This window comes from Stella humosa (assembly GCF_006738645.1).
GTDB classification, from domain to species: Bacteria; Pseudomonadota; Alphaproteobacteria; order ATCC43930; family Allostellaceae; genus Allostella; species Allostella humosa.
On record NZ_AP019700.1, the window covers coordinates 4,140,695 to 4,163,966 of the forward strand.

At 70.9% G+C, this 23,272-nt stretch carries 20 protein-coding genes, 1 tRNA gene and 1 pseudogene; 10 read left to right on the plus strand and 12 right to left on the minus strand.

Translation table 11 applies throughout. The features are described from left to right. Positions 1-16 precede the first annotated feature (16 nt). The gene (locus STVA_RS19445; RefSeq protein ID WP_123693030.1) at positions 17-1,543 is read right to left on the minus strand and encodes an AMP-binding protein; all 1,527 of its coding nucleotides are present in this window, start codon (positions 1,541-1,543) and stop codon (positions 17-19) included. Here STVA_RS19445 and STVA_RS19450 point away from each other — a divergent pair. After that, the gene (locus tag STVA_RS19450) at positions 1,536-2,606 is read left to right on the plus strand and encodes a M23 family metallopeptidase (RefSeq protein ID WP_123693028.1); all 1,071 of its coding nucleotides are present in this window, start codon (positions 1,536-1,538) and stop codon (positions 2,604-2,606) included. The two genes, STVA_RS19445 and STVA_RS19450, sit on opposite strands and share 8 nt — an antisense overlap. A gap of 56 nt (positions 2,607-2,662) precedes the next feature. Here the strand turns inward: STVA_RS19450 and STVA_RS19455 are convergent, their stop codons facing one another. Continuing rightward, positions 2,663-3,130, minus strand: coding sequence for a hypothetical protein (locus STVA_RS19455; RefSeq protein ID WP_123693026.1), 468 nt, complete (start codon positions 3,128-3,130; stop codon positions 2,663-2,665). Positions 3,131-3,295: 165 nt separating this feature from the next. Between STVA_RS19455 and glpK the strand changes: the two genes are divergently transcribed. Next, positions 3,296-4,783 (plus strand): glycerol kinase GlpK, encoded by a 1,488-nt coding sequence (gene glpK / locus STVA_RS19460; protein ID WP_123693024.1) that lies wholly within the window; start codon positions 3,296-3,298, stop codon positions 4,781-4,783. A 49-nt stretch (positions 4,784-4,832) separates the two neighbouring features. Here glpK and STVA_RS19465 read toward each other — a convergent pair whose 3' ends face one another. Together STVA_RS19465 and STVA_RS19470 are read right to left on the minus strand one after the other, a co-directional pair. Then, positions 4,833-6,446, minus strand: coding sequence for a glycosyltransferase family 4 protein (locus tag STVA_RS19465; protein ID WP_123693022.1), 1,614 nt, complete (start codon positions 6,444-6,446; stop codon positions 4,833-4,835). Further along, a complete protein-coding gene (locus STVA_RS19470; RefSeq protein WP_170216613.1) occupies positions 6,443-7,654 on the minus strand; it encodes an NAD(P)/FAD-dependent oxidoreductase in 1,212 nt (403 codons plus the stop codon). Before STVA_RS19470 ends, STVA_RS19465 begins: the two co-directional genes overlap by 4 nt. A gap of 136 nt (positions 7,655-7,790) precedes the next feature. Between STVA_RS19470 and STVA_RS19475 the strand changes: the two genes are divergently transcribed. The 3 genes and pseudogenes from STVA_RS19475 (at position 7,791) to STVA_RS19485 (ending at position 9,221) form a co-directional block, all read left to right on the plus strand. Beyond that, positions 7,791-8,084 (plus strand): 2Fe-2S iron-sulfur cluster-binding protein, encoded by a 294-nt coding sequence (locus tag STVA_RS19475; RefSeq protein ID WP_197735687.1) that lies wholly within the window; start codon positions 7,791-7,793, stop codon positions 8,082-8,084. A gap of 14 nt (positions 8,085-8,098) precedes the next feature. Next, a pseudogene (locus tag STVA_RS28195) lies at positions 8,099-8,173 on the plus strand (FAD-dependent monooxygenase); the annotation flags it as partial. Between the two features lie 157 nt (positions 8,174-8,330). Then, positions 8,331-9,221, plus strand: a complete 891-nt coding sequence (locus STVA_RS19485) for an NAD(P)/FAD-dependent oxidoreductase (protein ID WP_123693018.1) — start codon at positions 8,331-8,333, stop codon at positions 9,219-9,221. Here the strand turns inward: STVA_RS19485 and STVA_RS19490 are convergent. The 3 genes from STVA_RS19490 to STVA_RS19500 form a co-directional block, all read right to left on the minus strand. Further along, entirely contained in the window at positions 9,218-10,447 is a 1,230-nt protein-coding gene (locus STVA_RS19490) for an MFS transporter (RefSeq protein WP_123693016.1), read from the minus strand. The two genes, STVA_RS19485 and STVA_RS19490, sit on opposite strands and share 4 nt — an antisense overlap. Before the next feature lie 110 nt (positions 10,448-10,557). Further along, complete coding sequence (locus STVA_RS19495) at positions 10,558-10,980, minus strand: hypothetical protein (protein WP_142235825.1); 423 nt, start codon at positions 10,978-10,980, stop codon at positions 10,558-10,560. A gap of 95 nt (positions 10,981-11,075) precedes the next feature. Continuing rightward, positions 11,076-12,434: a tetratricopeptide repeat protein gene (locus tag STVA_RS19500; RefSeq protein WP_142235826.1), complete on the minus strand. Its 1,359-nt coding sequence runs from the start codon at positions 12,432-12,434 to the stop codon at positions 11,076-11,078. A gap of 80 nt (positions 12,435-12,514) precedes the next feature. On the opposite strand from STVA_RS19500, the gene STVA_RS19505 reads away from it, so the two are divergent. The 4 genes from STVA_RS19505 to STVA_RS19520 all read left to right on the plus strand — a co-directional run bounded on the left by STVA_RS19505 (position 12,515) and on the right by STVA_RS19520 (position 16,160). After that, a complete protein-coding gene (locus STVA_RS19505) occupies positions 12,515-14,023 on the plus strand; it encodes a class I adenylate-forming enzyme family protein (protein WP_123693010.1) in 1,509 nt (502 codons plus the stop codon). A gap of 10 nt (positions 14,024-14,033) precedes the next feature. Beyond that, entirely contained in the window at positions 14,034-14,615 is a 582-nt protein-coding gene (locus tag STVA_RS19510) for a DUF3108 domain-containing protein (protein ID WP_123693008.1), read from the plus strand. Positions 14,616-14,679: 64 nt separating this feature from the next. Then, positions 14,680-14,754 (plus strand) — tRNA-Thr (locus STVA_RS19515). Positions 14,755-14,970: 216 nt separating this feature from the next. Beyond that, a protein-coding gene (locus STVA_RS19520; protein WP_123687762.1) for an IS3 family transposase occupies positions 14,971-16,160 on the plus strand; the annotation gives its coding sequence in 2 pieces (ribosomal slippage) (positions 14,971-15,229 and positions 15,229-16,160; 1,191 coding nt in all). 40 nt (positions 16,161-16,200) lie between these two features. Here STVA_RS19520 and STVA_RS19525 read toward each other — a convergent pair. Then, the gene (locus STVA_RS19525; protein WP_123687729.1) at positions 16,201-17,025 is read right to left on the minus strand and encodes a class I SAM-dependent methyltransferase; all 825 of its coding nucleotides are present in this window, start codon (positions 17,023-17,025) and stop codon (positions 16,201-16,203) included. A 128-nt stretch (positions 17,026-17,153) separates the two neighbouring features. Between STVA_RS19525 and STVA_RS19530 the strand changes: the two genes are divergently transcribed. Next, the gene (locus STVA_RS19530) at positions 17,154-17,948 is read left to right on the plus strand and encodes a GNAT family N-acetyltransferase (protein WP_123687728.1); all 795 of its coding nucleotides are present in this window, start codon (positions 17,154-17,156) and stop codon (positions 17,946-17,948) included. 314 nt (positions 17,949-18,262) lie between these two features. On the opposite strand, the gene STVA_RS19535 is transcribed toward STVA_RS19530, so the two are convergent. From STVA_RS19535 to STVA_RS19550, 4 genes are read right to left on the minus strand one after another with little or no spacing between them, the layout of a single operon-like run. Continuing rightward, on the minus strand, positions 18,263-19,018 hold the full coding sequence (locus STVA_RS19535) for an ABC transporter permease (RefSeq protein WP_123687727.1): 756 nt from the start codon (positions 19,016-19,018) through the stop codon (positions 18,263-18,265). Then, entirely contained in the window at positions 19,015-19,818 is an 804-nt protein-coding gene (locus STVA_RS19540; protein WP_123687726.1) for an ABC transporter ATP-binding protein, read from the minus strand. The genes STVA_RS19535 and STVA_RS19540 overlap by 4 nt, the downstream gene beginning before the upstream one ends. Beyond that, positions 19,815-20,843 (minus strand): ABC transporter substrate-binding protein, encoded by a 1,029-nt coding sequence (locus tag STVA_RS19545; protein ID WP_123687725.1) that lies wholly within the window; start codon positions 20,841-20,843, stop codon positions 19,815-19,817. Before STVA_RS19545 ends, STVA_RS19540 begins: the two co-directional genes overlap by 4 nt. Before the next feature lie 19 nt (positions 20,844-20,862). Beyond that, entirely contained in the window at positions 20,863-23,106 is a 2,244-nt protein-coding gene (locus STVA_RS19550) for a fused MFS/spermidine synthase (RefSeq protein ID WP_142235827.1), read from the minus strand. Positions 23,107-23,272 lie beyond the last annotated feature (166 nt).

The following is a 23,272-nucleotide window of genomic DNA, read 5'->3' on the forward strand; positions in this document are numbered from 1 at the left end:
GCTCCCCCCTCCCCTTCTAGTTGCCGGCCAGCGTTTCGCGCAGGGCCGTCTTCAGCACCTTGCCATAGTTGTTCTTCGGCAGCGCGTCGACGAAGCGATAGTCCTTGGGCCGCTTGAAGCGCGCGATATGGTCGAGGCAGAGCCGGTCGAGTTCCCCCGCGGCAGCCGCGCCGCCCGGCCGGCGCACGACGAAGGCCACCACCTCCTCGCCCCATTCGGGGTGCGGGCGGCCGACGACCGACACCTCGGCCACGTCGGGGTGGCGCAGCAGCACCTCCTCGACCTCGCGCGGGTAGATGTTGCTGCCGCCGGAGATGATCATGTCCTTCGAGCGGTCCTTCAGCGTCAGGAAGCCGTCGGCATCGAAGGCGCCCATGTCGCCGGTGTGCAGCCAGCCGCCGCGGAGCGTGGCGGCACTCGCCTCCGGATTGCGCCAGTAGCCGGTCATCACGACGTCGCCGCGGGCCAGGATCTCGCCCACCTCGCCCACCGGCAGGTCGCGATCGTCGGGGTCGCACACCCGCACCTCCACCACCGACTGGGCGACCCCGGCCGAGGCCAGGCGGGCCTCCCAGTTCGGGTGGCCGGTATCGGCGTGCATGGCGCGCGACAGGGCGGTGATGGTCATCGGGCTTTCGCCCTGGCCATAGATCTGCGTCAGCTTGTTGCCGAAGGCGGCCAGCGCGCGCTTGCAGTCGGCCAGGTACATCGGCCCGCCGCCATAGACGATGGTGCGCAGGTTGGCGGTGTCGACCGCGATCCGCTCGGCATGGTCGACCAGGCGCCAGACCATGGTGGGCGCGGCGAACAAGGACGCGCCCGGCCAGCGGGCGATCAGGTCGAAGACGGTCGCCGGGTCGCCATGGCCGCCCTCGGGGATCACCTGCACGGCGCCGGCCGCGACATTGGGCAGCATGTTGATGCCCGAGCCGTGCGACATCGGCGACCAATGGATGATGCTGTCGCCCGGCCCGACCGTGTCGACGTCGACGAAATACGACAGCATGAAGGCCCGCAGCACGCGGTGGCTCAGCATGGCGCCCTTGGGCCGGCCCGTGGTGCCGCTGGTATAGAAGAGCCAGGCCGTGTCGTCGTCGGCGACGGCGGCCAAGGGTGCGGGCGCGCCATGCAGGGCCTCGAACTCCGGCCGGTCGACCTGGATCAGGCGAGGGGCCGCCTCCAGCCCGGAAACGGCGTCCACCACCGCCTCCAGCAGATCGTCGCTGACGAAGACGGCGCGCGCGCCCGAATGGTCCAGGATGTAGGCGAACTCGCGCGGATGCAGCTTGGCATTGATCGGCACGGCCACCAGGCCCGCATGCCAGGCGGCATACATGCACTCGGCATAGGCCGGCCCGTTGCGCATGATCAACGCCACACGATCGCCCGATTGCAGGCCGAGGCTGCCCAGCATGCCCCCGGCCAGGGCGGCGACCCGGCGGCCGAAGGTGCGATAGTCCGCGACGACCCGATGGCCGGAGGCCAGCGCCGGCAGGTCGGGCCACACCGCGGCGGAGCGATGGAGGAAGCGAGCGATGTTCATGCCTGTGGGCCTTCGGCGTCCGTGGACGGACAATAGAGCAAAGACCGGCGGGGTCGGGCAACAGGCCCGCCGGGTTGCGGTCGCCGCCGCCCTGTCCCTGCCCGCCATCGCCCTGCCCTGGCTCGCCGCCGCCGACACCGTGCGCCTGGGCCTGCCGATCCAGTGCCGGCCGGGCACCGATTGCTGGGTCGTCAACTATGTCGACCAGGACCCCGGCCCGGGCCGCAAGGACTATCGCTGCGGGGTCATGTCCTATGACGGGCACAACGGCACCGACATCGCCATCCGCGACCTGAAGGCGATGAAGGAGGGCGTGCCCGTGCTGGCGGCCGCCGCCGGCGTCGTGCGCGCCATCCGCGACGAGATGGACGACGTCAACTTCCGCGACATCCCGGCGGACGCCATCGCCAAGCGGGAATGCGGCAACGCCGTCATCCTCGACCATGGCGACGGCTGGCAGACCCAGTATTGCCACATGCGCCGCGGCAGTGTGCGGGTGAAGCCGCGCGACCAGGTGGCCGCCGGGCAGCCGATCGGGCTGGTCGGCATGTCCGGCAAGACCGAATTCCCGCACATCCACGTCACCGTCCGCCACCAGGGGCAGATGGTCGATCCGTTCCTGGGCAAGGGCGGCGGCGAGGCCTGCCAGGCCGGCCGCGAGCCGCTGTGGCACCCCGACGTCGCAGCCGCCCTGCCCTACAAGGCGGGTGCCGTGCATATCGCCGGCATCGCCGCCGGCAAGCCCGATCTGAAGAAGGCGCGTGCCGGCGAACTGGCGACGGCCAGCCTGCCGGCCGATACCGACATGCTGGTGGTGTGGACTGAGGTCTACAACGTCGTCACCGACGACACGCTGCAGCTTCGCCTGCTGGCGCCGGACGGGCGGGTCCTGCTCGATTCCAACCAGAAGATCGAGAAGGACCAGGCCCGCATCTTCCGCTCGGTCGGGCGCAAGCGGCCCGGCGCCGCCTGGCCGCCCGGCATCTACAAGGCGGAAATCACCTACGCCCGCGCCGGCAAGCCGCTGTCGGAGCCGGTGCGGACGGAAGTGACGATCAAATAGTTAGGCAAGGGCAAGCCGCGCGCCGGCGAGCCCGGCGCCTGGCTTGCCCAGGGGTGTCAGCCGCGCGGGCAGACCAGCGTCATGCGCACGCGCTCCAGCACGTTCTGCTCGTAGAAGCGGCTGCCGCACATGTTGCGGTGCTGGGCCACGGTTTCGTTGTAGCGGCCGACCGACACCTGCAACGCGCCGATGACGCCGCCATCGACGTCGGCCGCAAGCCGGTCGCGACGGTCGATCATGTCGCGGAAGCGGGCGACCTGGGCCGGGTCGGACTCGTTGACCATGCCGCGATCGCGCTGGATGCGCTGGTCGAGCTGGTCGAGGTCGGCCGTGCGCTGGTCATAGGCGGCCCGGCTGGCATTCATCTCGCTGGCGCGCTGGGCCAGCGTCTGTTCCAGACAAAGGCACTGCGCGATCTGCTGGGGATCGACGATCACCTGCTGTGCCGCGGCAGCGCCAGCCCATGCCAGTCCGAGCGCCAGTGCCCCGGCGACCAGGGATTTTTCGATCATGGTACGGCGCATCGCCCTTCTCCGATTCGTGGTTCCGCTCGCCAACGCACCATAGCCCATTGCGTTCCCCCGGGCGACCCGGCCGCCCCCGGGTGCGGCGCCGCGGTCCAATGCGCGGTTGACCCGCCGCGGGCGCGGACGGCACGATCCGCGCCAAATCCGGGGAGGGCAATCAGGATGGCAGAGCATGTGCTGGCGATCGACCAGGGCACGACCAGCACGCGGGCGATCGTCTTCACCGCCCGCGGCCGGGAGCGGTCGCGTGCGCAGGCCGAGCTGACCCAGCACTATCCCGGCCCCGGCTGGGTCGAGCACGACGCCGAGGAGATCTGGCAGGCGACCCTGGACGTCACCCGCCAGGCGATGGCCGGGGCCGGCCTGGCCGCGTGCGACATCGCCGGCATCGGCATCACCAACCAGCGCGAGACGACCATCCTGTGGGACCGCGCCACCGGCCGGCCGGTCGCCCCCGCCATCGTCTGGCAGGACCGCCGCACGGCCGAGCGCTGTGCCGCCCTGGCCGCCGAGGGGGCCGAGCCGATGGTGCGCGCGCGCACCGGCCTGCTGCTCGATCCTTATTTCTCGGCCACCAAGATCGCCTGGCTGCTGGACCGCACCGAGGGGCTGCGCGCGCGCGCCGAGCGGGGCGAGATCGCCTTCGGCACGGTCGACTGCTTCCTGCTTTGGCGCCTGACCGGCGGCCGGGTGCACGCGACCGACGCCACCAACGCCGCCCGCACCCTGCTGTTCGACATCCACCGGCAGGACTGGGACGACGAGCTGCTGCGCCTGTTCGGCGTGCCGCGCGCCATGCTGCCGGCCGTGCATGACTGCGCGCACGCGTTCGGCACGACCGACCCGGCGCTGTTCGGCGGGGCGATTGCCGTGCGCGGCATGGCCGGCGACCAGCAGGCGGCCACCATCGGCCAGGCCTGCGTGCGGCCCGGCATGATCAAGAGCACCTACGGCACCGGCTGCTTCATGCTGCTGAACACCGGCGACCATCCGGTCGTGTCGCAGAACCGGCTGCTGACCACCGTCGCCTATCGCCTGGACGGCCGGGCCACCTACGCCTTGGAAGGCAGCATCTTCGTCGCCGGGGCGGCCGTGCAGTGGCTGCGCGACGGGCTGCGGCTGATCGCCAGCGCCGGCCAGACCGAGCAGCTGGCCCATGCCGCCGCACCCGAGCGCAGCGTCTATCTGGTGCCGGCCTTCACGGGCCTGGGCGCCCCTTACTGGGACGCCGACGCGCGCGGGGCGATCCTGGGGCTGACGCGCGACACCGGCATCGCCGACATCGTGCGCGCAGCACTGGAGGCCGTGTGCTTCCAGACCCGCGACCTGCTGGAGGCGATGACGGCCGATGGCGCGGCCCCGCCCACCAACCTGCGGGTCGATGGCGGCATGACCGCCAACGACTGGGCCATGCAGTTCCTGGCCGACATGCTGGCGGTGCCGGTGGAACGTCCGGCCGTGACCGAGACCACCGCCCTGGGTGCCGCCGCGCTCGCCGGCATCGGCGCCGGCATCATCCCGGGGCTGGATGCGCTGGAGACCTTCTGGCACCTCGACCGGCGCTACGAACCGGCCATGGCCACGCCCGAGCGCGACCGCCGCTATGCAGGCTGGAAGGACGCCGTGTCGCGGGTGCGCACCCGGGCGTAGCAGCCAACGGGTCAACAGCCAGAGGGCGAGCAGGCGATGGGACAGCCCGTCAGGCGACCTCGACGATCCCCAGCTTCAGCAGCGCGCCGGCCTCGCGCAGGAGGGCGGCACGGCGGTCGTGGGGCAGCAGGGCGGCCAGGCCCGCCACCGTCTCCGGGCTGACGGCCAGCGCCGCCAGGATGCGGGCGCGCTCGGCCGGCGCCAGGAACAGTCGCTCGTCTTCGGGCAGGCCGGCCCAGCGGCGGCGGCTGTCGCCGTCGACGCCGGCCGCCAGGCGCAGCATCGTGCCCGGCGCCAGCGTGCGCGTCGGATAGTGGGCGAAGACCTTGTGGATGTCCGGGCGCGACCCGCGCGGCGGCTCGGCTGCCTGCGGGGCCGACCGGCGGAGGCGGTCGAGGTCCGCCCACAAGGTACGATAGCGGGCGACGATGGCGGGCCAGGCATGCTCGGCCGCGCGGGCCCGCGCGGCCGCCGCCATCTGCCGCCGGCGCGCCGGGTCGGCCGCCAGCGTCGCGATCGCCACGGCGGCCGCATCGGCATCGACCGCCACCGTCGCCGCCATGGCCCCGAGGAACCCCGTCAGGTCCAGGTGGCCCGCCTCATGGGCGTGGGTGAAGATCGCCCCGCCGCCGGCGGCCGGCATGGTCGTCGGCACCAGCAGCCCGTCGACGCCGTCGCGCACCGTCTCGCGATAGCCGTTCCAGTCGCTGGCGACCACCGGCAGGCCGGCCGCCATCGCCTCCAGCGGCGTCAGGCCGAACGTCTCCTGCACATTGTCCACCAGCGAGATGAAGATGTCGGCCGCCGACCAGATGCCGGCCCGGACGGCCGGGTCGCGCCCGTCGAGGAAGACCGTGCGAACGGATGGACAGGCCTCCGCCGCGCCCTGCTCGAACAGCCGGCGCCCGGCCGCGTCGGCGAACCAGCCCGCCTGCACCAGGACGAGGCGCCGGCCGGGGCAGCGCCGGGCAGCACCCTCGGCCGCCAGGTGCAGCGGCAGCGGATTGGCCTTCCGCTCCGCGCTGAGGCGCCCGACATAGAGCAGCACGACGTCGGCTTCGACCACGCCCAGGCGCTGGCGCCAGTCCGCGCGCCGGCCGTCGTCGCGCGCCAGTGCCGCGACATCGACGCCGAGCGGGATCACCGGTAGCTGCGGCAGGGGCGGCGCCGGGGTGCCGCCCAGGCGCCAGGCGAGATAGTCGCGCTCGCCGGCCAAGACGCCTTCGACCGCGCGCCGGACCGATTGGGACGGGCATACCAGCGCATCCCACGGCATCACGGGGGCCGTCACCAATGCGGCCAGCGCCTCGAACGCCGGCAGCGAGGCGATCGCATGGGTGACGCCGGTCAGCGAATAGGCCCGGCCGCCGCGCCGGTGCCGGTCCCAGGCGGCCTGGGCCAGCGAAGGATTGGGCAGGTGCAGCAGCCCCGCCCGTTCCGGGCTGGTCGGCGCCACGGGAACGGGCGCGCCCAGGGCCGCCAGGGTCGCCTCCGCCTGGGCCGCGGTGGCCCCGCCGGCCAGCACCAGCGGCAGCGGCCCGGCGCCGCAATCGCGCGCCAGCGCCGCGAGGAACGCCGAGGAGGCGACCGTGGCGCCGAACGGCTTGCCCGCCCCCGGCACCTCGTAGAGCTGCGGGTGGAAGAAGGTGGCGGCGACGGTCATGCCGCCGCGACCGCCTGCGCCTGGCGGTCGAGGGGCGGAAATCGGTCTGGCGTGAGGGCGGCGATGTCGAGCCGCGGCGACCGCCCGGTGGCCAGGTCGGCGATCATCTCCCCCGTCACGACCGACAGGCAGATGCCGTCGCCTTCGTGCCCGGTGGCGACCAGCAGGTTGGCGATGCGGCCGCTCCGGCCGATGATCGGCAACTTGTCCGGCACATAGGGCCGCAAGCCGCCGAAGGCGCGCAGCATCGCGACCCCGGCCAGGGCCGGCAGTCGGCGCACCGCCTCGTGCACGATCGCCGCCACGCCGTCCGGCGTGGTGGAGCGGTCGAAGCCGACGAAGGCGCGCGTCGAGCCGATGATGCATTGCCCCTGGGCATTCACCTCCATGCAGAAGCCATGGCCCAGGCGCACCAGCGGGTCGGTCGAGCGCGCGACCGCGTCCGGATCGGCCTTGGCCAGCAGGTAGTTGGCCGACATCAGGTAGTGCGTGGCGATGCCGGGTGCCCGCGCCGTCACCACCAACTCGCCCCGGCGGGGAATGACCGGCAGGTCGAGGCCGACCATGGCCCCCAGCGCCGCCGACCAGACGCCGGCCGCGAAGACGAACTGCTCGGCGCGGACCCGCCCGCGCGTCGTGTCGACCGCCACGATGCGGTCGCCCGCCATCTCGAAGCCGGTGGGATCGGCCTCCCACAGCGTCGCGGCCCCCCGGTCGACCGCGCGCGCGACCTGGCCCAGCGTCATCAGGTAGGGGCTGACGATCGCCTCGCCCGGGCAACGAAAGGCGCCGTGCAGGTCAGGGGCCAGGTTCGGCTCCAGCGCCAGCATCCCGGGCCGGTCGAGGTAATCCATGTCGAAGCCGTAGGAGCGCACGCCGGCCGCCCGCTCCTCCAGCTCGTCCAGCGAGGCCGGGTCCTCGACGATCAGCAGCCCGCCGCAGGGGCGATAGTCGACGTCGCGGCCGATGTCGGCCACCACCTCGGGATAGAGGCGCTTGCTTTCGGCCGCCATGGCCATCACCAGGCCGGGCTTCTTGGACGAGATGGAGACATAGCCGTCGCAGGCGCCGGACGTGCCGGCGGTCGGCATCGCGCGGTCGACCAGCGCCACCTTCAGCCCGCGCCGCGTCAGGTGATAGGCGCAGGCGGCACCGACGATGCCCGCCCCCAGAATGGCGATGTCGGCTTCGACGGTCGGCTGCGTCATCCGGCGGCGGTTCCTGCTTGCGTGTGCGCCCATCTGGTAGCGCCCCGGGCGGCGGTCCGGCAAGGGGCGGCACCCTTGCAAGCCGACCGGCCGCCACTATGCTGGCCGCGCCGCTTTCCCGGAGCCAGCCCGACCCGTGCCGACCGCCCGTTTCCGCAGCCTCGACCCCACGCTGTCCATGGTCGACGTGACGGTCGACGGCAAGCCGGCCCGGCTGCCCGCCGGCGAGCCGCTGGCAGCGGCCCTGCTGGCGGCCGGCCACGCCGCGTTCCACCGCTCTGCCCGCCGTGACGAACCGCGCGGGCCGTGGTGCCTGATGGGCACCTGCCTGCAATGCGTCGCCACCATCGACGGGCATACGCAGGAACGCACCTGCCGCATCCCTGTCCGGGCCGGCATGGCGATCGAACTCGCCGGCAACCGCCCATGAATCCGCCGACCGGGATGCCCGACGTCGCCATCGTCGGCGCCGGCCCGGCCGGTGCGACGGCCGCCCTGGCGCTGGCCGAGGCAGGCCTGCGCGTGCTGCTGCTGGACGACAACGCCGCGGCGGGCGGCCAGGTATTCCGTGCCAACCCGGTCGGCCGCCCCTGGACCGGCCCCGGGTCCGATCCACGCGGGCCGGCCCTGCGCCGGCGCCTGGCCGACGCGGCCGGCATCGACCACGGCCGCGCGCGTGCCGGTCGCGGCCGTGGTCGATGCCGCCCGCCTGCCGGGGCCGCTGACCGCGGTCGGGCTCGCGACCGTGCCCGGCCTGCTGGCCCGCGGTATCGCTTGGCGCGCGCGGCTGGCCCTGGCGGGAATACCGGTGCTGTCCGGCCACATGGTGACCGCCATCGACGGCGACCCGGACGGCGTGACCGGCGTGGAGGTGGCCGCCATCGACCGCGACTGGCAGCCCCGGCGGGGGCAGCGTCGGCGGATCGCCGCCAGCATCGTCGGCATGGGCTTCGGGGTGCGCCCCAACATCGAGCTGACCCGGCTGGCCGGCGCCGAGCATGGCTGGGACGCCGCACTCGGCGGCTGGCACCCGCTGCGCAGTGCAGAGCTGGAAACGACCGTGCCCGGCCTATTCGTGGCCGGCGACGGCGGCGGCGTGCTGGGCGTCGACAACGCCCTGGCCGAGGGCGCGATCGCCGCCGACGCCATCGCCCGGCGCCTCGGCCACGCCAACCGCGCGCTGCTCGGCTGGCGCGCATCGGCCGCTGCGGCGCGGCGGGGCCGCCAGCGCCTGTTCCGCACCGTGCTGGCCGACTGGTCGGCCCTGCGGCCCGGCGCCTTCGCGGCCACAACGCCCGACACCATCGTCTGCCGCTGCGAGGATGTGACGGCAGGCGAGCTGGCCCAGGCCGTCGCCGCCGGCTATCGCGCGCCAGGCCCGCTCAAGATGGCGACCCGGGCCGGCATGGGCCTGTGCCAGGGCCGGGTCTGCGCGCCGGCCGTGCAGCACCTGCTGGCGCGCGAGGCCGGCCTCGACCCGGCCGGCATCCCGCCGCCGACCGCCCGCGTGCCGCTGCGGCCCCTGCCGCTGTCGGCCTTCATCGACGCGACGGCCGCGGCCGACTAGACGGGCCGGCGGCGGCCGGCCAGGAAGGCAGCGATGGCCAGCGCCTGGACCATCGCCGCCGCCAGGAAAAGGCCGCCCTCCGGCGCCAGCTCGCGCACCAGCCCGAAGGCGGCCGGCGCGAAGGCGTAGGCACCCTGGGCCAGGGCGACGATCAGGGCCACGACGCGCGGCACGTCGGCCCGGGCGAACTCCACCTGGGCGATGAGGGGCGGCAGCGAGGTGGCATTGCCGATGCCGGCGCCGAACAGCAGGACGCCCAGCAGCAGCAGGGGAACGTTGCCGTCCGCCGCCAGGAGGAGCGCGCCCGAGCCTGCGATCTGCACAGCATAGCTGGCGCAGGCGACCAGGCGGCGGTCGGCGCCCGCCGGCATGGCCCAGCCCACCAAGGTGCGCCCCGCGATGGCCGCCGCCGTCGCAGCACCCATGGCAATGCCCGCCGACGCGGCCCCCAGCGCCGGCACCAGGACCGAGAACAGGTGGGCGATCAGGCCGATCTGGGCAAAAAGGCTGAGCGCCATGGCGGCCGACAGCGTCAGGAAGCGATGGTCGCGCCACAGTGCGGCGGGGGCCGGCAAGGCCGCTGCCGCGGCGGCGGGTGCCTCCGGTGCGGCGATCCCCGCCGCCTCGCCATCCGGCAGCAGGCCCATCGCCGCGGGCGACCGCGCCAGGAAGAGGTCGGCCAGCAGCCAGACCGCCAGCACCATGACGACGCCCACCAGCAGTGCGGCTGCCGGGAAGCCCAGTTGGGCGATCGCCGCCACCCACAAGGGCGAGAAGACCACGCCGCCGATGCTGGCGCCGTTGTAGGCCATGGCCAGCGCCGCCGGCCGCCGCCGCGCGAACCAGGGCGAGACGATGGCGTTCACCGCCGCCGCCCCCATCGCGACCCAGCCGGCACCGCTGAACAGCGTGGCGAGGAACAACTGCCACGGCGCCTCTGCCAGCGCCCAGCCGGCGACCCCGGCCGCCAGCGCGCAGGCGCCGGCCTTGGTCACCTTTGGCACTCCGAAGCGGCGATAGAGCCGTGGCAGGTTGGCGACGACGAAGGCGCCGAAGAGGAAGTGGACCGTGACCGCCGTCGACACCAGCGCCAGCGACCAGCCGCGTGCCTCGCGCACCGCATGCAGATAGACCGGCGGCCCATAGAAGCCGACACCCCAGCCGAACACGGCCAGCACGAAGGCCGCGCCCACCACCCGCCATCCGTAGAATCCATGCGCCGCCATGCCGTGTCCGATCCTGAAGCCTGGAAGGGGCACAACATGCCGGCTGCGGTGGCCGCGATGTTACGACGGTGGTCGAATGGTCCCGGCCATCCGGTCCGGCTGCGGGATGCTCAGTCCTTGATATTCAGGGCGATCTGGCACGTCGTTCCCGTCCACGACGACGCGCTGTCGCACTTCGCCCCTCTCTCGCTGAACGGATAGCCGCTGCTGGGGCAGGAGTTCGTGTTGATGAAGTAGGCGGCGCGGCACTGCCGACCGTCATCGAGGGTGATGATGAAGTTCCATTGCTGGGACGGGATCATGCCGTTGAGCCGGACGACGATGTCCGGGGCGGTATAGGCGCTGCCTCCGGAGAGCGAGGAGGGGTTGTCGTCGCTGCGCGCGCCATCATTGGGATTGGTGGCCTTGATCCAGCCCCGGGTGCCGGAATCGTTCTGGAACGTGGCGCGCACGGTGACATACGTGTCGGCGGCGGCGAGCAGCGCCGTACAGAGCAGCACAACGGCGGCGAGCGCCGTGGACCGAATGGTCATGGGTTTTCCTCCACTGCGGGCCAGGGGCCCGCCAGTTCCCACCACCATTCTGCGTTTAATCGTCGGTTGAAATCAACCGGACCTGGAGGCGGCGCCTACGCCGCGATCGCCAGCGGCGCATACCCCCGCCGTGCCGTCAACGGCAGCGTCCGGCCGACCGTCTCCTCCGTCAGGATCATCCGCAGCCGGTTCCGGTCGCCGGCGCGGGCAGCGGCGTCGGCCAGCATCTGGCGGAAGATGTCGCGCTGGGCGTGGCTGCCGCCCAGCCGCCAGAAGTCGTTGCGGATCGGCCAGAGCAGGTCGACCACCCGCCGCCAGTCGCCGGCCCGGTGCGCCAGCACCGCCGTGGCCAGCGGTGCCGTCACCCCGGCATGGACCGGGGCCAGCGTGCCGCCGCCCTCGCCGGCGGCATGCAGGTCGGCCACCAGGCGGCCCGCGGCCTCGGTGCGGCCGGTGGCCGCCAGCGCCAGCATCCAGTGCGGCTGGGTGAAGGCAGACAGGCTGTCGCCGGCCCGCGCCTCGGCCCGGTCGGCCAGTTCGGCCCAGCGGCCGCCCACGTTCACGCCGGCGCGCTCCAGCCGCCACAGCATGGCGGCCGCGTTCTGGGCGTCGATATAGAGGTCGGGCATCGCCTTGGTCAGCGGCGAATCCAGGTTGCGGAAGCGCTCGTCATAGAGCGCCAGCACCTGGTCGAACTCGCCCAGCTCCCAGTGATAGAGCGCGCGGTGCCACCACATGTGATGGACGATGGCGGCCGCCCCCTCCCAATGGCCCTTCAGCCCGTCGAGCCAGGCGACGCCGTCGCGATGGCGGCCCTCCATCTCCATGACGTGGGCGACCGCATGCGTGCCCCACAGGTCGAGCGGGTCGCGCTCGACGGCGGCCCGGCCCGCAGCCTCGGCCAGGCGATAGTCGCCGCATTCCTCGTGGCCGAAGGCGATGCAGGACAGCACGGTGCCGTAGCCAGGCAGGTCATCGGCCCAGCCGGCCTGGGCGCGCAGCACCGACTGCCGCATCTGCCCCACCTCGCCCAGCCAGAAATAGTTGAAGTGGGCCAGGCGCAGGGCCAGCACGTCGGTCGGGTGGTCGGCCAGGATCGCCTCCCACGCGCCCAGCATCGCCCACAGCCGGCCGTCGATCCAGGCGGCCAGCGCCTCGGCATGGCGGCGCTCGCGCGGGCTCAGGCCGGCCTCGCCGCGGCGTGCTTCGGCCAGGGCGGCGGCGGCGGCCGGCACGTTGGCGCGGTTGAAGGAGAGCATGGCGAAATAGCCGCGCAGCAGGTGGGCCATGGCGAAGCCCGGATCGGCCGCCAGTGCCGCTTCCAGATGGCGCGCGCCATCGGTGCGATAGCGCAGATAGGACTGGATGGCCGCATCGAAGGCGGCGGCCGCCGCCGGCACGTCGGTGGAAAGGGCAAGGCCGCGCGCATCCTGCTGCATGGTCGGTGTTCCCATCGGGGGCTGGCTCCGGCCGCCATTGTAGCGGCCGGAGCGGCGGTTGACAGCGGCGGCGGGGCATCGCTCTATCTTTGGCGATGCATCCGATCCAATTCTTCCTGCGCCGCGCCGAGGCGGCCCCCGATGCCGTCGCCCTCGAAGACGCGGGCGGGCAGCTCACCTACCGGGCGCTGGCGGAACGCGTCCTGGCCCTGGCCGCCGGCTTCCAGGCGATCGACCCCACCCCCGGCAGCCGCGTCGGCCTGTCGGCCTACAACAGCGCCGACCATGTGACGGCGCTGCTGGCGACGATGGCCGCCGGCAAGGTGTGGGTCCCGCTCTATCCCAAGAACGGGCGCCAGGAACTGGACCGCATGGTGGGCTTCACCGAGCCCTCGATCGTCGTGGCCGACGCCGAATGCCGCGACGGCTTCGACGCGCAGGGGGCGGCACTGGTCACCATCGACCCTGCCAGCCGCGCCGCCGGCACGCTGGAAGGGCTGGTCGAGGCCAATATCGGCCGGCGGCCGGCGCCCGACGACCTGCCGCTCTCGGCCACCCAGGCGATCAAGTTCACGGGCGGGTCGACCGGCGCGCCCAAGGGCGTGATGCAGCCCTATCGCGCCTGGACGACCAACGCGCTGACCCAGATCCACCACTACGGGCTGGGACCGGCCGACCGCAACCTGGCGGCGGCCCCCATCACCCACGGCACGTCGACCTACATCGTGCCGACCCTGGCCGCGGGCGGGCGCATCGCCGTCGTCGACCGGCAGCGGCCGGCCGAGGTGCTGGAATGCTTCCGCCGCTTCGGTACGACGCTGACCTTCCTGCCGCCCACCGTCATCTACCTGCTGATGGAGGCGGCCGACGACGCCCCCTGCCCCACCCTGCGCAACCTCGTCTATGGCGGCGGGCCGATGCGGCCCGAGCGCATCCGCGCCGCGCAGGAGCGGTTCGGCCCGGTGCTCGCCACCTCCTACGGCCAGACCGAGGCGCCGCAGATCATCACGGTGGTGCCGCCCGACGAGCTGATGCTGGACGAGAACCGCGCCACCGTCGGCCGCGCCAGCCTGCTGACCGAACTGGCGATCCTGGACGCCGACGGCCGCCGCCTGCCCCAGGGAGAGACGGGGGAGGTCTGCGCCCGCGGCGACCTGCTGATGAGCGGCTATTGGCGCAACCCGGAGAAGACGGCCGAGACGCTGGTCGACGGCTGGCTGCGCACCGGCGACCTGGGCGCGGTCGACGAGCGCGGCTACCTGACGCTGAAGGGCCGCTCGCGCGAGGTGGTGATCACCGGCGGCTTCAACGTCTACCCGATCGACGTGGAGGCCGCACTCGGCCGCCACCCCGACGTGCTCGACGTCGCCGTCTTCGGCATCGAGGACGCCAAGTGGGGCGAGGCCGTCCATGCCGCAGTCCAGCTCCGACCCGGCGCCGCCACCACCCAGGCCGAGCTGATCGCCTTCGCGCGCGACGCGGTCGGCCCGGTCAAGACGCCCAAGGCGATCCACCTCTATCCCGAACTGCCGAAGAACGCCTTCGGCAAGATCCTGAAGCCGCAGCTGCAGCGCGAAGCCGCGGCGCGCGCGCCCGCGAGTTGAAGGCTATTCCTTGAAGTTCCGGCCGATATTCGCCGCCATCCTGGCGCTGGCGACGCCGGCCGCGGCCTCGACCCTGCCCATCCCGCGCGCCGGGACGACGATCCTGTGGGCCGATGGTGGCACCTGGACGGTGACGGCCGCCGACCATGCCGGCATGGACGTGGCGGCCACTGGCCCGAACGGCGCGCGGGATGCCATCCGCATCGTCGACGGTGTCTTCCCCCATCGGCAGGATGGCCAGACGACCACCTACGACGCAGCGCAACTGGCGGCGCTGCGCCCGCTGGAATCCGGCCGGGTCGTCAATTTCCTGGCCGATGAGACCGGCCCTGCCGGTGCCAGCCGATGGCTCATCCATGTCGCCATCGCCGGACGCGAGACGATCGAGACGCCGGCCGGCCGCTTCGAAGTGCTGCTGGTCGAGAACCACCGCCGCAGCCCCGAACCCTACAGCACGCAGCGCGAGAGCCTCGTCGAATGGTCGGTCGCGGTGGCACTCGGCCTGCCCGTCGCCATGCGCGCCTGGAGCCTCGTCGAGGGCCGCGCGGTGATGACGCTGGAGCGCAAGGCCGTCGCCATCGGCCTGCCATGAAAATGCGCCCGACAGACGGCTTGCCACCCGCCGCCGTCCCGTGTATGTCTCGCCGCCTTCCGGAGCCGCCGTAGCTCAGTGGTAGAGCACACCCTTGGTAAGGGTGGGGTCGTGATTTCGATTATCACCGGCGGCACCATTTTTCTCCCGTAAATGCTGGTGTTCTGGCTCTCCCCCACCGGGGGCGAAAGGGCTGACTTCGGCACCATTCGCCGGAACGCGACGTGAACCAGCGGGGGAAAGCGTGCACGGACGTGCAGCTTGTTCTTGCTCCGTTCTTGCGCCAGAGATTGACGTGACCCCCTGAAACTCCTCCAGAAATAATTAGAGTCCGCCCCAAGGAAGGGACGGACGAATGAAACGATCAAGGTTCACGGAAGAGCAGATCATCGCGATCCTGCGCGAGCAGGAGGCGGGCGTGCCGGTGGCAGACCTTTGCCGCAAGCACGGTCTGAGCTCGCCGACGTTCTACAAGTGGAAGGCCAAGTACGGCGGCCTGGACGTGTCGGAGGCCCGGCGTCTAAAGGCGCTGGAGGACGAGAACGCCAAGCTCAAACGGATGCTGGCGGACGCGATGCTCGACAACGTCGCGCTGAAAGATCTGCTTGGAAAAAAATGGTGACGCCCGCTGCCCATCGGGAGGCCGCGGTGTACCTGCAGTCGACCTACGAGATGAGCCAGCGGCGGGCGTGCCGGGTGATCAGCACCGACCGCACCAGCGTGCGCTACCAGGCCACGCGGCCTGACGACGCCCATCTGCGCGAGCGCCTGAGGGCCCTGGCCCAGGAACGACGGCGCTTCGGCTACCGCCGGCTGCATGTGCTGCTGCGGCGCGAGGGCCATGCGGTGAACAAGAAGCGCGTCCAGCGGATCTACCGCGAGGAACGGCTGACGGTGCGCCGGCGCGGCGGACGCAAGCGAGCCGTGGGCACAAGGCGGCCGATCGAGACGCCACTGGCGGCCAACCAGCGCTGGAGCCTGGACTTCGTGTCCGACCAGATGACGGACGGGCGGCGCTTCCGCATCCTGACCGTGATCGACAACTGCACCCGTGAGTGCCTGGGCCTGGTGCCCGACACCTCGCTGTCGGGACGACGGGTGGCTCGCGAGCTCGACGTCATCATCGGCCAGCGCGGGCGTCCGGACATGATCGTCAGCGACAACGGCACCGAATACACCTCCAACGCCATCCTCGGCTGGGCCGACGAGACCGGCGTCGGCTGGCATTACATCGCGCCGGGCAAGCCTCAGCAGAACGGCCACAACGAGAGCTTCAACGGCCGCCTGCGGGACGAGCTGCTGAACGAGACGCTCTTCCGCTCGCTGCCGCATGCGCGGGCCGTGCTGGAAACCTGGCGGCGCGACTACAACGAGCAGCGGCCACACTCCAAGCTCGGCTGGATGACGCCCAGGGACTACGCCCGCGCCATCTGCGGACCGACCGGCGACCGCGCTGCGCAGCCTGGGGGCTCCGCGCGGACGCCTCTTGCCACCCACCTAAACCCAGGCTCAGATCAACCCAGGACTCTCGTTATGGCTGGATGAGAAACGGGGTCACGTCACAGACCTTCCTGTGGTCGAACGATCACTGCGGTTTTCGGCACATGATCCTGACTGGACGTGTCCTGAATTCCTCAATGTTTCGAGCAGCGTTCCGAATTTTTTCTGAAGCCGCAGGGCCCAGAATGATGTGAACGCCAAGCGGCGGGAGCGCGCCATTGTCCATAAGCGAGATCATCTTCCTATAGCCCTGAAGGTAGTCGATGCCGGTCTCAACCACCTCGATCATCTGGAATCCCACGGCGCCGAGCAGCGCGACGGTCTGTTCGGGGGGCAGGAGATATGCACCAGCACCATCTTCAGACCACGGCAGCGGATGATGCGGGGTTCCGGCTGCACCAAGGCCGTGTTCGGTCAGGGCGAAGAAGGCTCCCGGCCGCAGGACTCGAAAGGCTTCCGCGAAGAAGCGATCACGGTCGGGGACATTCATCGTGACATGCTGGGCGTAGCCTCCGTCGAAGCTCTCATCCGCATAGGGCAGTTTCTGGCCATCGCCGTACCGGATGGTGACCCGATCTCGCATTCTGGTCATCTCAGAGAGTCTGTTGCCTGCATCGACGAACGGCTCAGAGATGTCGATGCCTTCGACATGGCATCCGAACCTATCCGCCAGATAACGAGCTGGACCCCCAATTCCGCAACCGATGTCGACGATCCGATCACCGGACCTGATCGGCAGGCTGTCAGCCAGTTCTTTGGTGGCCGCGAACCCGCGGGCATGGATATGATCCACGGGCGCAAGCTGCTCGATCGTCGCAGTCCCAGCGGACAGTCCTGAAGCTCTCATCGCATCAAGGATGCGCTCATGAATATCCGCGGCACCCCAGTGGCTCGCGATCGGATCAGTCATAGCGTGCTTCTCCCCTCACGGCGGTAAGTCTGACGCGATTATGCGCTTCTTGATTCCAAGATGAGAGTGATGCGTTCAGTTGGCACGCATCCTCCATCGCGTTATCGTCAACGATCGGGGGGTTTGCCATGTCGGGTTATTTTGGCACCGAAACGCAGCAGCGCCTGCAGGCGCGGGCCGAGGAAAGCGTCGATTTCATCAACGCGACAGCCGGAGCATGCCAGGCCGGCCGCACAATGGGCTGCGACGACCCGGACCAACTTGGATGGGAGCGGATCGAGGATTTCCTCAAGCGTGATGGCATCATCGGCTTTCGTCTGATCCCGAACAGCAAGGTCAATGAACTCAGAGACCGACTGACGAAGTGGAATTGCCGCTTCGATAGCTGGGACGTATTTCTCGCCGACCGCGCAAGCGCGTTGGCTGCCTCGGAAGCAATCCTGGCCCGCGGCCTGCCGGATGAGTTGACGGAACTGGATAGGCCGACCGACCCACAAGGCGGATATACGGTTCGCATCCAGATGCTCATGGCTGCCGCCGGCATCGTACCGTTTTCCGGGTCGCTGCTGATTGGAGCTTTTGGTCCGGCGACAACCTTGGCAATCGGCGACGGCGAGGGAACCATCGTGGCGGCGGCACACGGCTATCTGCCGCACAATGCCCTCAGCCCGTATCGCCGTCATGCCTGGGGCGGCCTCGTGGCGGTGGCAGAATCGCAGCGCGGCAAAGGCCTCGGCACCTACATCAATGCCCGCATGATCGTCAGTTTATTCCGAGATCTCGACGCGTCACACATCTATGAACTCGTATCCGCGACGAATATCCCCTCCCGACGCATGGTCGAGACCTGCGGACTTCGCGCCGAACCAAGTCTCGTGTGCGGGATCGCGTCGCCCAATGACAGCGCGCGTTTCACGCGTTAGGCGTCACCAGCGTGCCGCGGACGGCGGCGAATCATGTCCCGCGTCCACTCAACGCCGCCTGGCTCGACTTCGCCCCTGGCACCTATAGCCGATGGAAGGCCGGCGACCGGGACATCCCGGTCGGAGTCGGCATGGTGTGTCGCGCTCTGCCTGCGGGATTCCGTGATGATCTCCCCGCGGTTCCGCCCAGGCGTTCGACGCGGCCACCAAGAAGGCGGCCTGAATGCCACCCAAAGGTTGCCCGGGCCGCCGTTAGAGAGGGTCGACCGTCACGCCAATGCCCCCGCCGGCCGGCGTCCTCACCCGCCCCCGTCCTACCCCAGCACGTCCCCGCGCTGCGCCCAGAAGGTGAAGCGGCGCTCGGCCCGGGCGCAGACGGCGTACATGGCGATGCCGAGGACCGCGATCACAAAGAGGCCGGCGAATACCAGCGGCACGTCGAGGCGGGCCGATGCCGCCATCATCAGGGCACCCACGCCGTCGCTGCCGGCCGCCGTCTCGGCCACCACGGCGCCCACGAAGGCCAGGGTGATCGCGACCTTGAGCGCGGCGAAAAAGTAGGGCAGCGCGCGGGGGATGCCGACCTTGAGCAGGATGTCGGACGGGCGCGCGCCCAGCGCCCGCAGCACATCCCGCAGTTCCGGCTCGACGGTGGCGATGCCGGTCGCGACGTTGACCGATATGGGAAAGAACGAGATCAGGAAGGCGGTCAACACCGCCGGCACCGCGCCCGAGCCGAACCAGATGATCAGCACCGGGACGATCGCCACCTTGGGCACGCTGTTGAAGCCGATCAGCACCGGGTAGAGGCCGGCATAGACCGTGCGCGAGACGCCGATCAGGATGCCGAGGCCGGCGCCCACGACGATGGCGAGCGCGAAGCCGGCCGCCGTCGTCGCCAGCGTGTAGAGGGCAGCCCAGCCCAGCGCCTGCCAGAACTTGACGAGCGACAAGGCGACGGCCGAGGGCGGCGGCAGGATGAAGACCGGCACCGCCAGCAGGCGGCACAGCCCCTCCCACAGCAGCAGCGAGGCAATCGCGAAGACCCAGGGGACGAGGCGCAGGCTCATGCCACCGGCGCCTGCGCCTGGCGCACGTCGCCGATCGCGTCGCGCAGGCGGTGCACGATGTCGGTGAAGGCGGGGGAGAAGGTCGTCTCCAGCGTGCGTGGCCGCGGCAGGTCGATCGCATGGCGGGCGACGATGCGGCCCGGCCGGCTGCTCATGACATGCACCTCGTCGGCCAGGAAGGCGGCCTCGCGCAGGTCGTGGGTTACGAGGATGCCGGTGAAGCCGCGCTGCAACCATACGCCCTGCAGCACCGCCCACAGCTCCTCGCGGGTGAAGGCGTCGAGGGCGGCGAACGGCTCGTCCAGCAGCAGGATCTCCGGGTCATGGACCAGCGCCCGGCAGATCGAGGCCCGCTGCTGCATGCCGCCCGAGAGCTGCCAGGGGAAGCGGTCACCGAAGCCGTCCAGCCCGACCGTCGCCAGCAGGCGGCGGCAGCGCTCGCGATAGGGGGCGGGGTCGCGGCGGAAGGCGCGGCGGTGGCTGCCGACGATCTCGAACGGCAGCACGACATTGTCGATGGTCGTCCGCCAGGGCAGCAGGGTCGGGTTCTGGAAGGCCATGCCGACATTGGGCAGCGGCCGGTCGACCACCCGCCCGTCGACCCGCACGGAGCCCCGGCCAGGCCGCATCAGGCCCGACACCAGCTTCATCATCGACGACTTGCCGCAACCGCTGGGGCCGACCACGGCCACGAAGCCGCCGCGCGGCACGTCCAGCGTCAGGTCGGCGACGGCCGGCGTCGCCCCCTCCCCCACGCCGTAGGTGAGGGCGACCCGGTCGAGGCTGACGAAGCCGCTCACTTGGGCGGCATGCGCTCGGCCGCGGGCGGCAGGAAGCGGTCGGTGTAGACCGTGCCCAGCGCCGGAGGAGCGACGCCATAGGCATCGGCCACCAGGGCGATCGCCTTGGTCATGCGGGCGGCATCGACCGACGAATAGCCGTTCGCCTTCACATGCGGGGTCAACACCAGGAGTTCGTTCAGGAACTTCAGCCGCTCGGCCTCGAACGCCGCATCGACCGTGGCGTCGCGCTTCTTCAGCGTCTCGGCCATGCCGAGCGGGTCGCGGAGCGATTCGTTCATCGCCTTCACCGTCGCCCGGAGGAAGCCGCGCACCACCTCCGGGTTCTTCTCGGCATAGGCGGGCTGGACGATGACGGCATTGGAATAGAGGTCGACGCCATGGTCGGCGTAGCGGATGACGGCGATGTCCTCGGGCTTCACGCCGATGGCCATGAGGTTGAAGCGGGCGGACGTGACGAAGCCGGTGATCGCGTCGACCTCGCCGCGCACCAGGAGGGGCTCGCGCAGGCGGATGTCGACCGGCTTCAGGGTCAGCTTCGCGGGGTCGATGGCGTTGGCCTTGGCGAAGACCGGGAAGATCTGCCGGCCGGTATCGAGGTCGGGCGCACCGATGGTCTTGCCGGCGAGGTCGGCCGGCCGGGCGATCCCCTTGGCCTTCAGGCTGAGGATCGACAAGGGCGAGCTGTCATAGGCCACGAACACGGCAACCAGCGGCCGGTCGGGGTTCTGCGCGTTGAAGCGGATCATCGCGCTGATGTCGGCGAAGCCGATGTCGTAGGCGCCCGACGCCACCCGGTTGACCGCATCGCCGGAGCCGTTGGCGGCATCGACCTGGACCGCCAGCTTCTCGGCCGCGAACATCCCCTTCTCGGCCGCACCGGTGAACACCGCCTGCGGCCCCTGGAAGCGGAAATCGAGGCTGAACTTGACCGCCGTCTGCGCCACCGCCGCCGTTGGCAGGACGATGCCGACCGCTACTGCCAGAACCTTCGCCACCCGCATCATCGCTGCCCCCTCTGCCATGCTTCAGCGCCCTCTGCCTTCAGCGGTTGAGATAATACTCGTCCTTCGGGAACAGGTCGGTATTGAGATCGGCCGTGCGCCGCACCGTGTCCGGCCCCCAGACGCCGCGGATGCGTTCCCCCGCCAGCCGGTCGATGCCGATGCAGCAATAGCCGCCATGGGCCAGGTATTCGGCCACGGCGGGCTCGGCCAGGCGGGCGCGGAAGGCCGCCATGTCGAAGGGGATTGGCCGGTCGCTGCCGAGCAGGATGTTCTGCACCCGCACGACATGGGGGAAGACGGCCGCGAAGGTGTCGACGATCCGCTCGGTCGGCGCCCATTGCACGGCGATGCCGCCGTCGGCCAGCCTGGCCCGGACCTGCTGGAAGAACTCGGCCGAATAGAGCATGCCGCTGTGCGAGGTCTTTGGCAGGATGGCATCGGCCTCGATCACGTCCCAGCGCCCCTCGGCGATGAAGAGGTCGCGCCGCCCGTCGCCCAGTACCCATTCGTAGCGCGCATCCGCCCGCACCCGGGCGATCGCCGACCCACCGTTGGTGGCAGCGAAGGAATCCAGCACCTCGAAGGCCGAGCCCACGATCTCCACCGCGCGGATGTGCCGGGTCTGCGGGTTGACGCCGGCGGCATAGGGCGTGGCCGCCCCGCCGACGCCGATCAGCAGCACCCGCTTGGGATCTGGATGGACCAGCGGCCCCATGGCCCCCAGCAGGCCGTGCATGTCGATGAAGGGCAGGCGCGCCTGCGAATGGCCCTGGATGAAGAAGGTGCCATGCCCGGCCGGCGTCACCCGCAGCAGGGTGACGCCGGTGCGATCCTCGGCGAAATGCACGGTGTGGGCGGGCTCCGCATGGTGCAGCTTGCCCCAGAACTCCCGCCCGCCGGGGAAGGCCACGACGAGGCTGGCGAGCCCCACCCAGACCACGGCCGTGCCGGCCAGGCGGCGCGGCACCATCGACCGGCCATGCGTGACCAGCAGCATGGTGGTGAAGACGATGCCGATTGCCGCCAGCAGCCGCAGCGTGGCGCTGGTCCCCAGCCAGTGCAGCAGGAAGAGGCCGGTGAAGATGCTGCCCGCCGTGTTGCCCAGGATGTTGAAGAGCTGGATCAGCCCCACCCGCTGGCCGACGACCGCCGGGTCGTCCTGCACCGCGCGCTGGGCGATCGGAAAGGAGAGGCCGAGCAGGAAGCTGGGCGGCAGCACCAGCACCATCGTCAGCCCCAGGATCAGCGGCCAGTTGGTGGCCAGTTGGGACATCGCGTCGTTCTCGACGAAGACGCGGAAGGCCTGGCTGCGGTCGAAGACGCCGTAGAGCGCCCAGATGCTGCCGACGGCATAGACCGCCACCACCCCCTGGAGGCCGACGAAGAACGCCTTGGGGTCGCGGATGCGCGGGACCCAGTAGGCGCCGGCGATGATGCCGAGCCCGTCGCCCAGCAGGAAGACCGACAGCACCAGCGCGAAGGTATAGGCGTTCGACTGCAGCATCAGGCCGATCAGCCGGAACCACACGATCTCCAGCGAGATGATGATGAAGCCCGACACCAGCATCAGCAGGCACCAACGCCAGACGCCGGCGCCGATCCGCGCGGCCGCCCCGCGCCGCGGCGGCTGGGCATCGTCGACCCGCATGGCCGGCGCGACCAGGAGGGCCACCACCCCCACCAGCGCGTTCAGCAGTGCCGCCAGCCAGATCGTCGCCGGATAGCCGTAGGTGCCGACCAGCCACCAGCCGGCCAGGACCGCGCCCAGGCCGGCGCCGATCGTGTTCAATCCGTAGAGCCAGCCGATCGCCGTCGCCGAGCGGTCGATCTGGCGGACGATCGCCTTGGCCAGGAAGGGCAGCGACATGCCCATCAGCGTGGTCGGCCACAACAGGCCGACGAAGAGCATGGCGAAAATGGACCAGCGCGATTCCGCCACCCCCACCAGTTCGCCGAAGAAGAAGTCGTAGAAGACCCAGCGGCTGATCGCGCCGAACGCCGCGATGCCCAGTTCGCACAGCGCAAAGGCCACCACCGCGCGCCGGCTGGTCAGCCGGTCGGCATAGACCCCGGCCAAGTGGCTGCCGATGCCCAGCCCGAACAGGAAGGCGCCGACCACCAGCGTGGCCGAGATGCTGTCGGACCCGCCGAACATCCCCAGCATCCGCTGCCAGGCGGTCTGGTAGATGAGGGCGCTGACGCCCGAGATCAGGAACACGATGTTGAGGGCCGCGAAAGCCATGCCGCCGCCATCGGCAGCACCTGATCCGGGACGCGTCATGGAACTCTGGCACCTCGTGCGGGATGGCCGGAATGCCGGCTGCGATCACCGGCGGGGCAGGTTGCGCGATCGGAACAAAGGTTGTCGACTATCCGTTCTCGACGGGACGGGAATCGACCGATATCAGGTTCACCCTCCGGTCACAATCGCCGCCCCGTTCTCGCCC

Bases quoted from the DNA above. Each gene is read 5' to 3' on its own strand.
- STVA_RS19455 (WP_123693026.1), bottom strand. From the start codon at position 3,130: ATGCGCCGTACCATGATCGAAAAATCCCTGGTCGCCGGGGCACTGGCG.
- STVA_RS19525 (WP_123687729.1), bottom strand. From the start codon at position 17,025: ATGACTGATCCGATCGCGAGCCACTGGGGTGCCGCGGATATTCATGAG.
- STVA_RS19500 (WP_142235826.1), bottom strand. From the start codon at position 12,434: ATGGGAACACCGACCATGCAGCAGGATGCGCGCGGCCTTGCCCTTTCC.
- glpK (WP_123693024.1), top strand. From the start codon at position 3,296: ATGGCAGAGCATGTGCTGGCGATCGACCAGGGCACGACCAGCACGCGG.
- STVA_RS19545 (WP_123687725.1), bottom strand. From the start codon at position 20,843: ATGGCAGAGGGGGCAGCGATGATGCGGGTGGCGAAGGTTCTGGCAGTA.
- STVA_RS19445 (WP_123693030.1), bottom strand. From the start codon at position 1,543: ATGAACATCGCTCGCTTCCTCCATCGCTCCGCCGCGGTGTGGCCCGAC.
- STVA_RS19450 (WP_123693028.1), top strand. From the start codon at position 1,536: ATGTTCATGCCTGTGGGCCTTCGGCGTCCGTGGACGGACAATAGAGCA.
- STVA_RS19530 (WP_123687728.1), top strand. From the start codon at position 17,154: ATGTCGGGTTATTTTGGCACCGAAACGCAGCAGCGCCTGCAGGCGCGG.
- STVA_RS19490 (WP_123693016.1), bottom strand. From the start codon at position 10,447: ATGGCGGCGCATGGATTCTACGGATGGCGGGTGGTGGGCGCGGCCTTC.
- STVA_RS19550 (WP_142235827.1), bottom strand. From the start codon at position 23,106: ATGACGCGTCCCGGATCAGGTGCTGCCGATGGCGGCGGCATGGCTTTC.
- STVA_RS19505 (WP_123693010.1), top strand. From the start codon at position 12,515: ATGCATCCGATCCAATTCTTCCTGCGCCGCGCCGAGGCGGCCCCCGAT.
- STVA_RS19535 (WP_123687727.1), bottom strand. From the start codon at position 19,018: ATGAGCCTGCGCCTCGTCCCCTGGGTCTTCGCGATTGCCTCGCTGCTG.
- STVA_RS19495 (WP_142235825.1), bottom strand. From the start codon at position 10,980: ATGACCATTCGGTCCACGGCGCTCGCCGCCGTTGTGCTGCTCTGTACG.
- STVA_RS19470 (WP_170216613.1), bottom strand. From the start codon at position 7,654: ATGACGCAGCCGACCGTCGAAGCCGACATCGCCATTCTGGGGGCGGGC.
- STVA_RS19465 (WP_123693022.1), bottom strand. From the start codon at position 6,446: ATGACCGTCGCCGCCACCTTCTTCCACCCGCAGCTCTACGAGGTGCCG.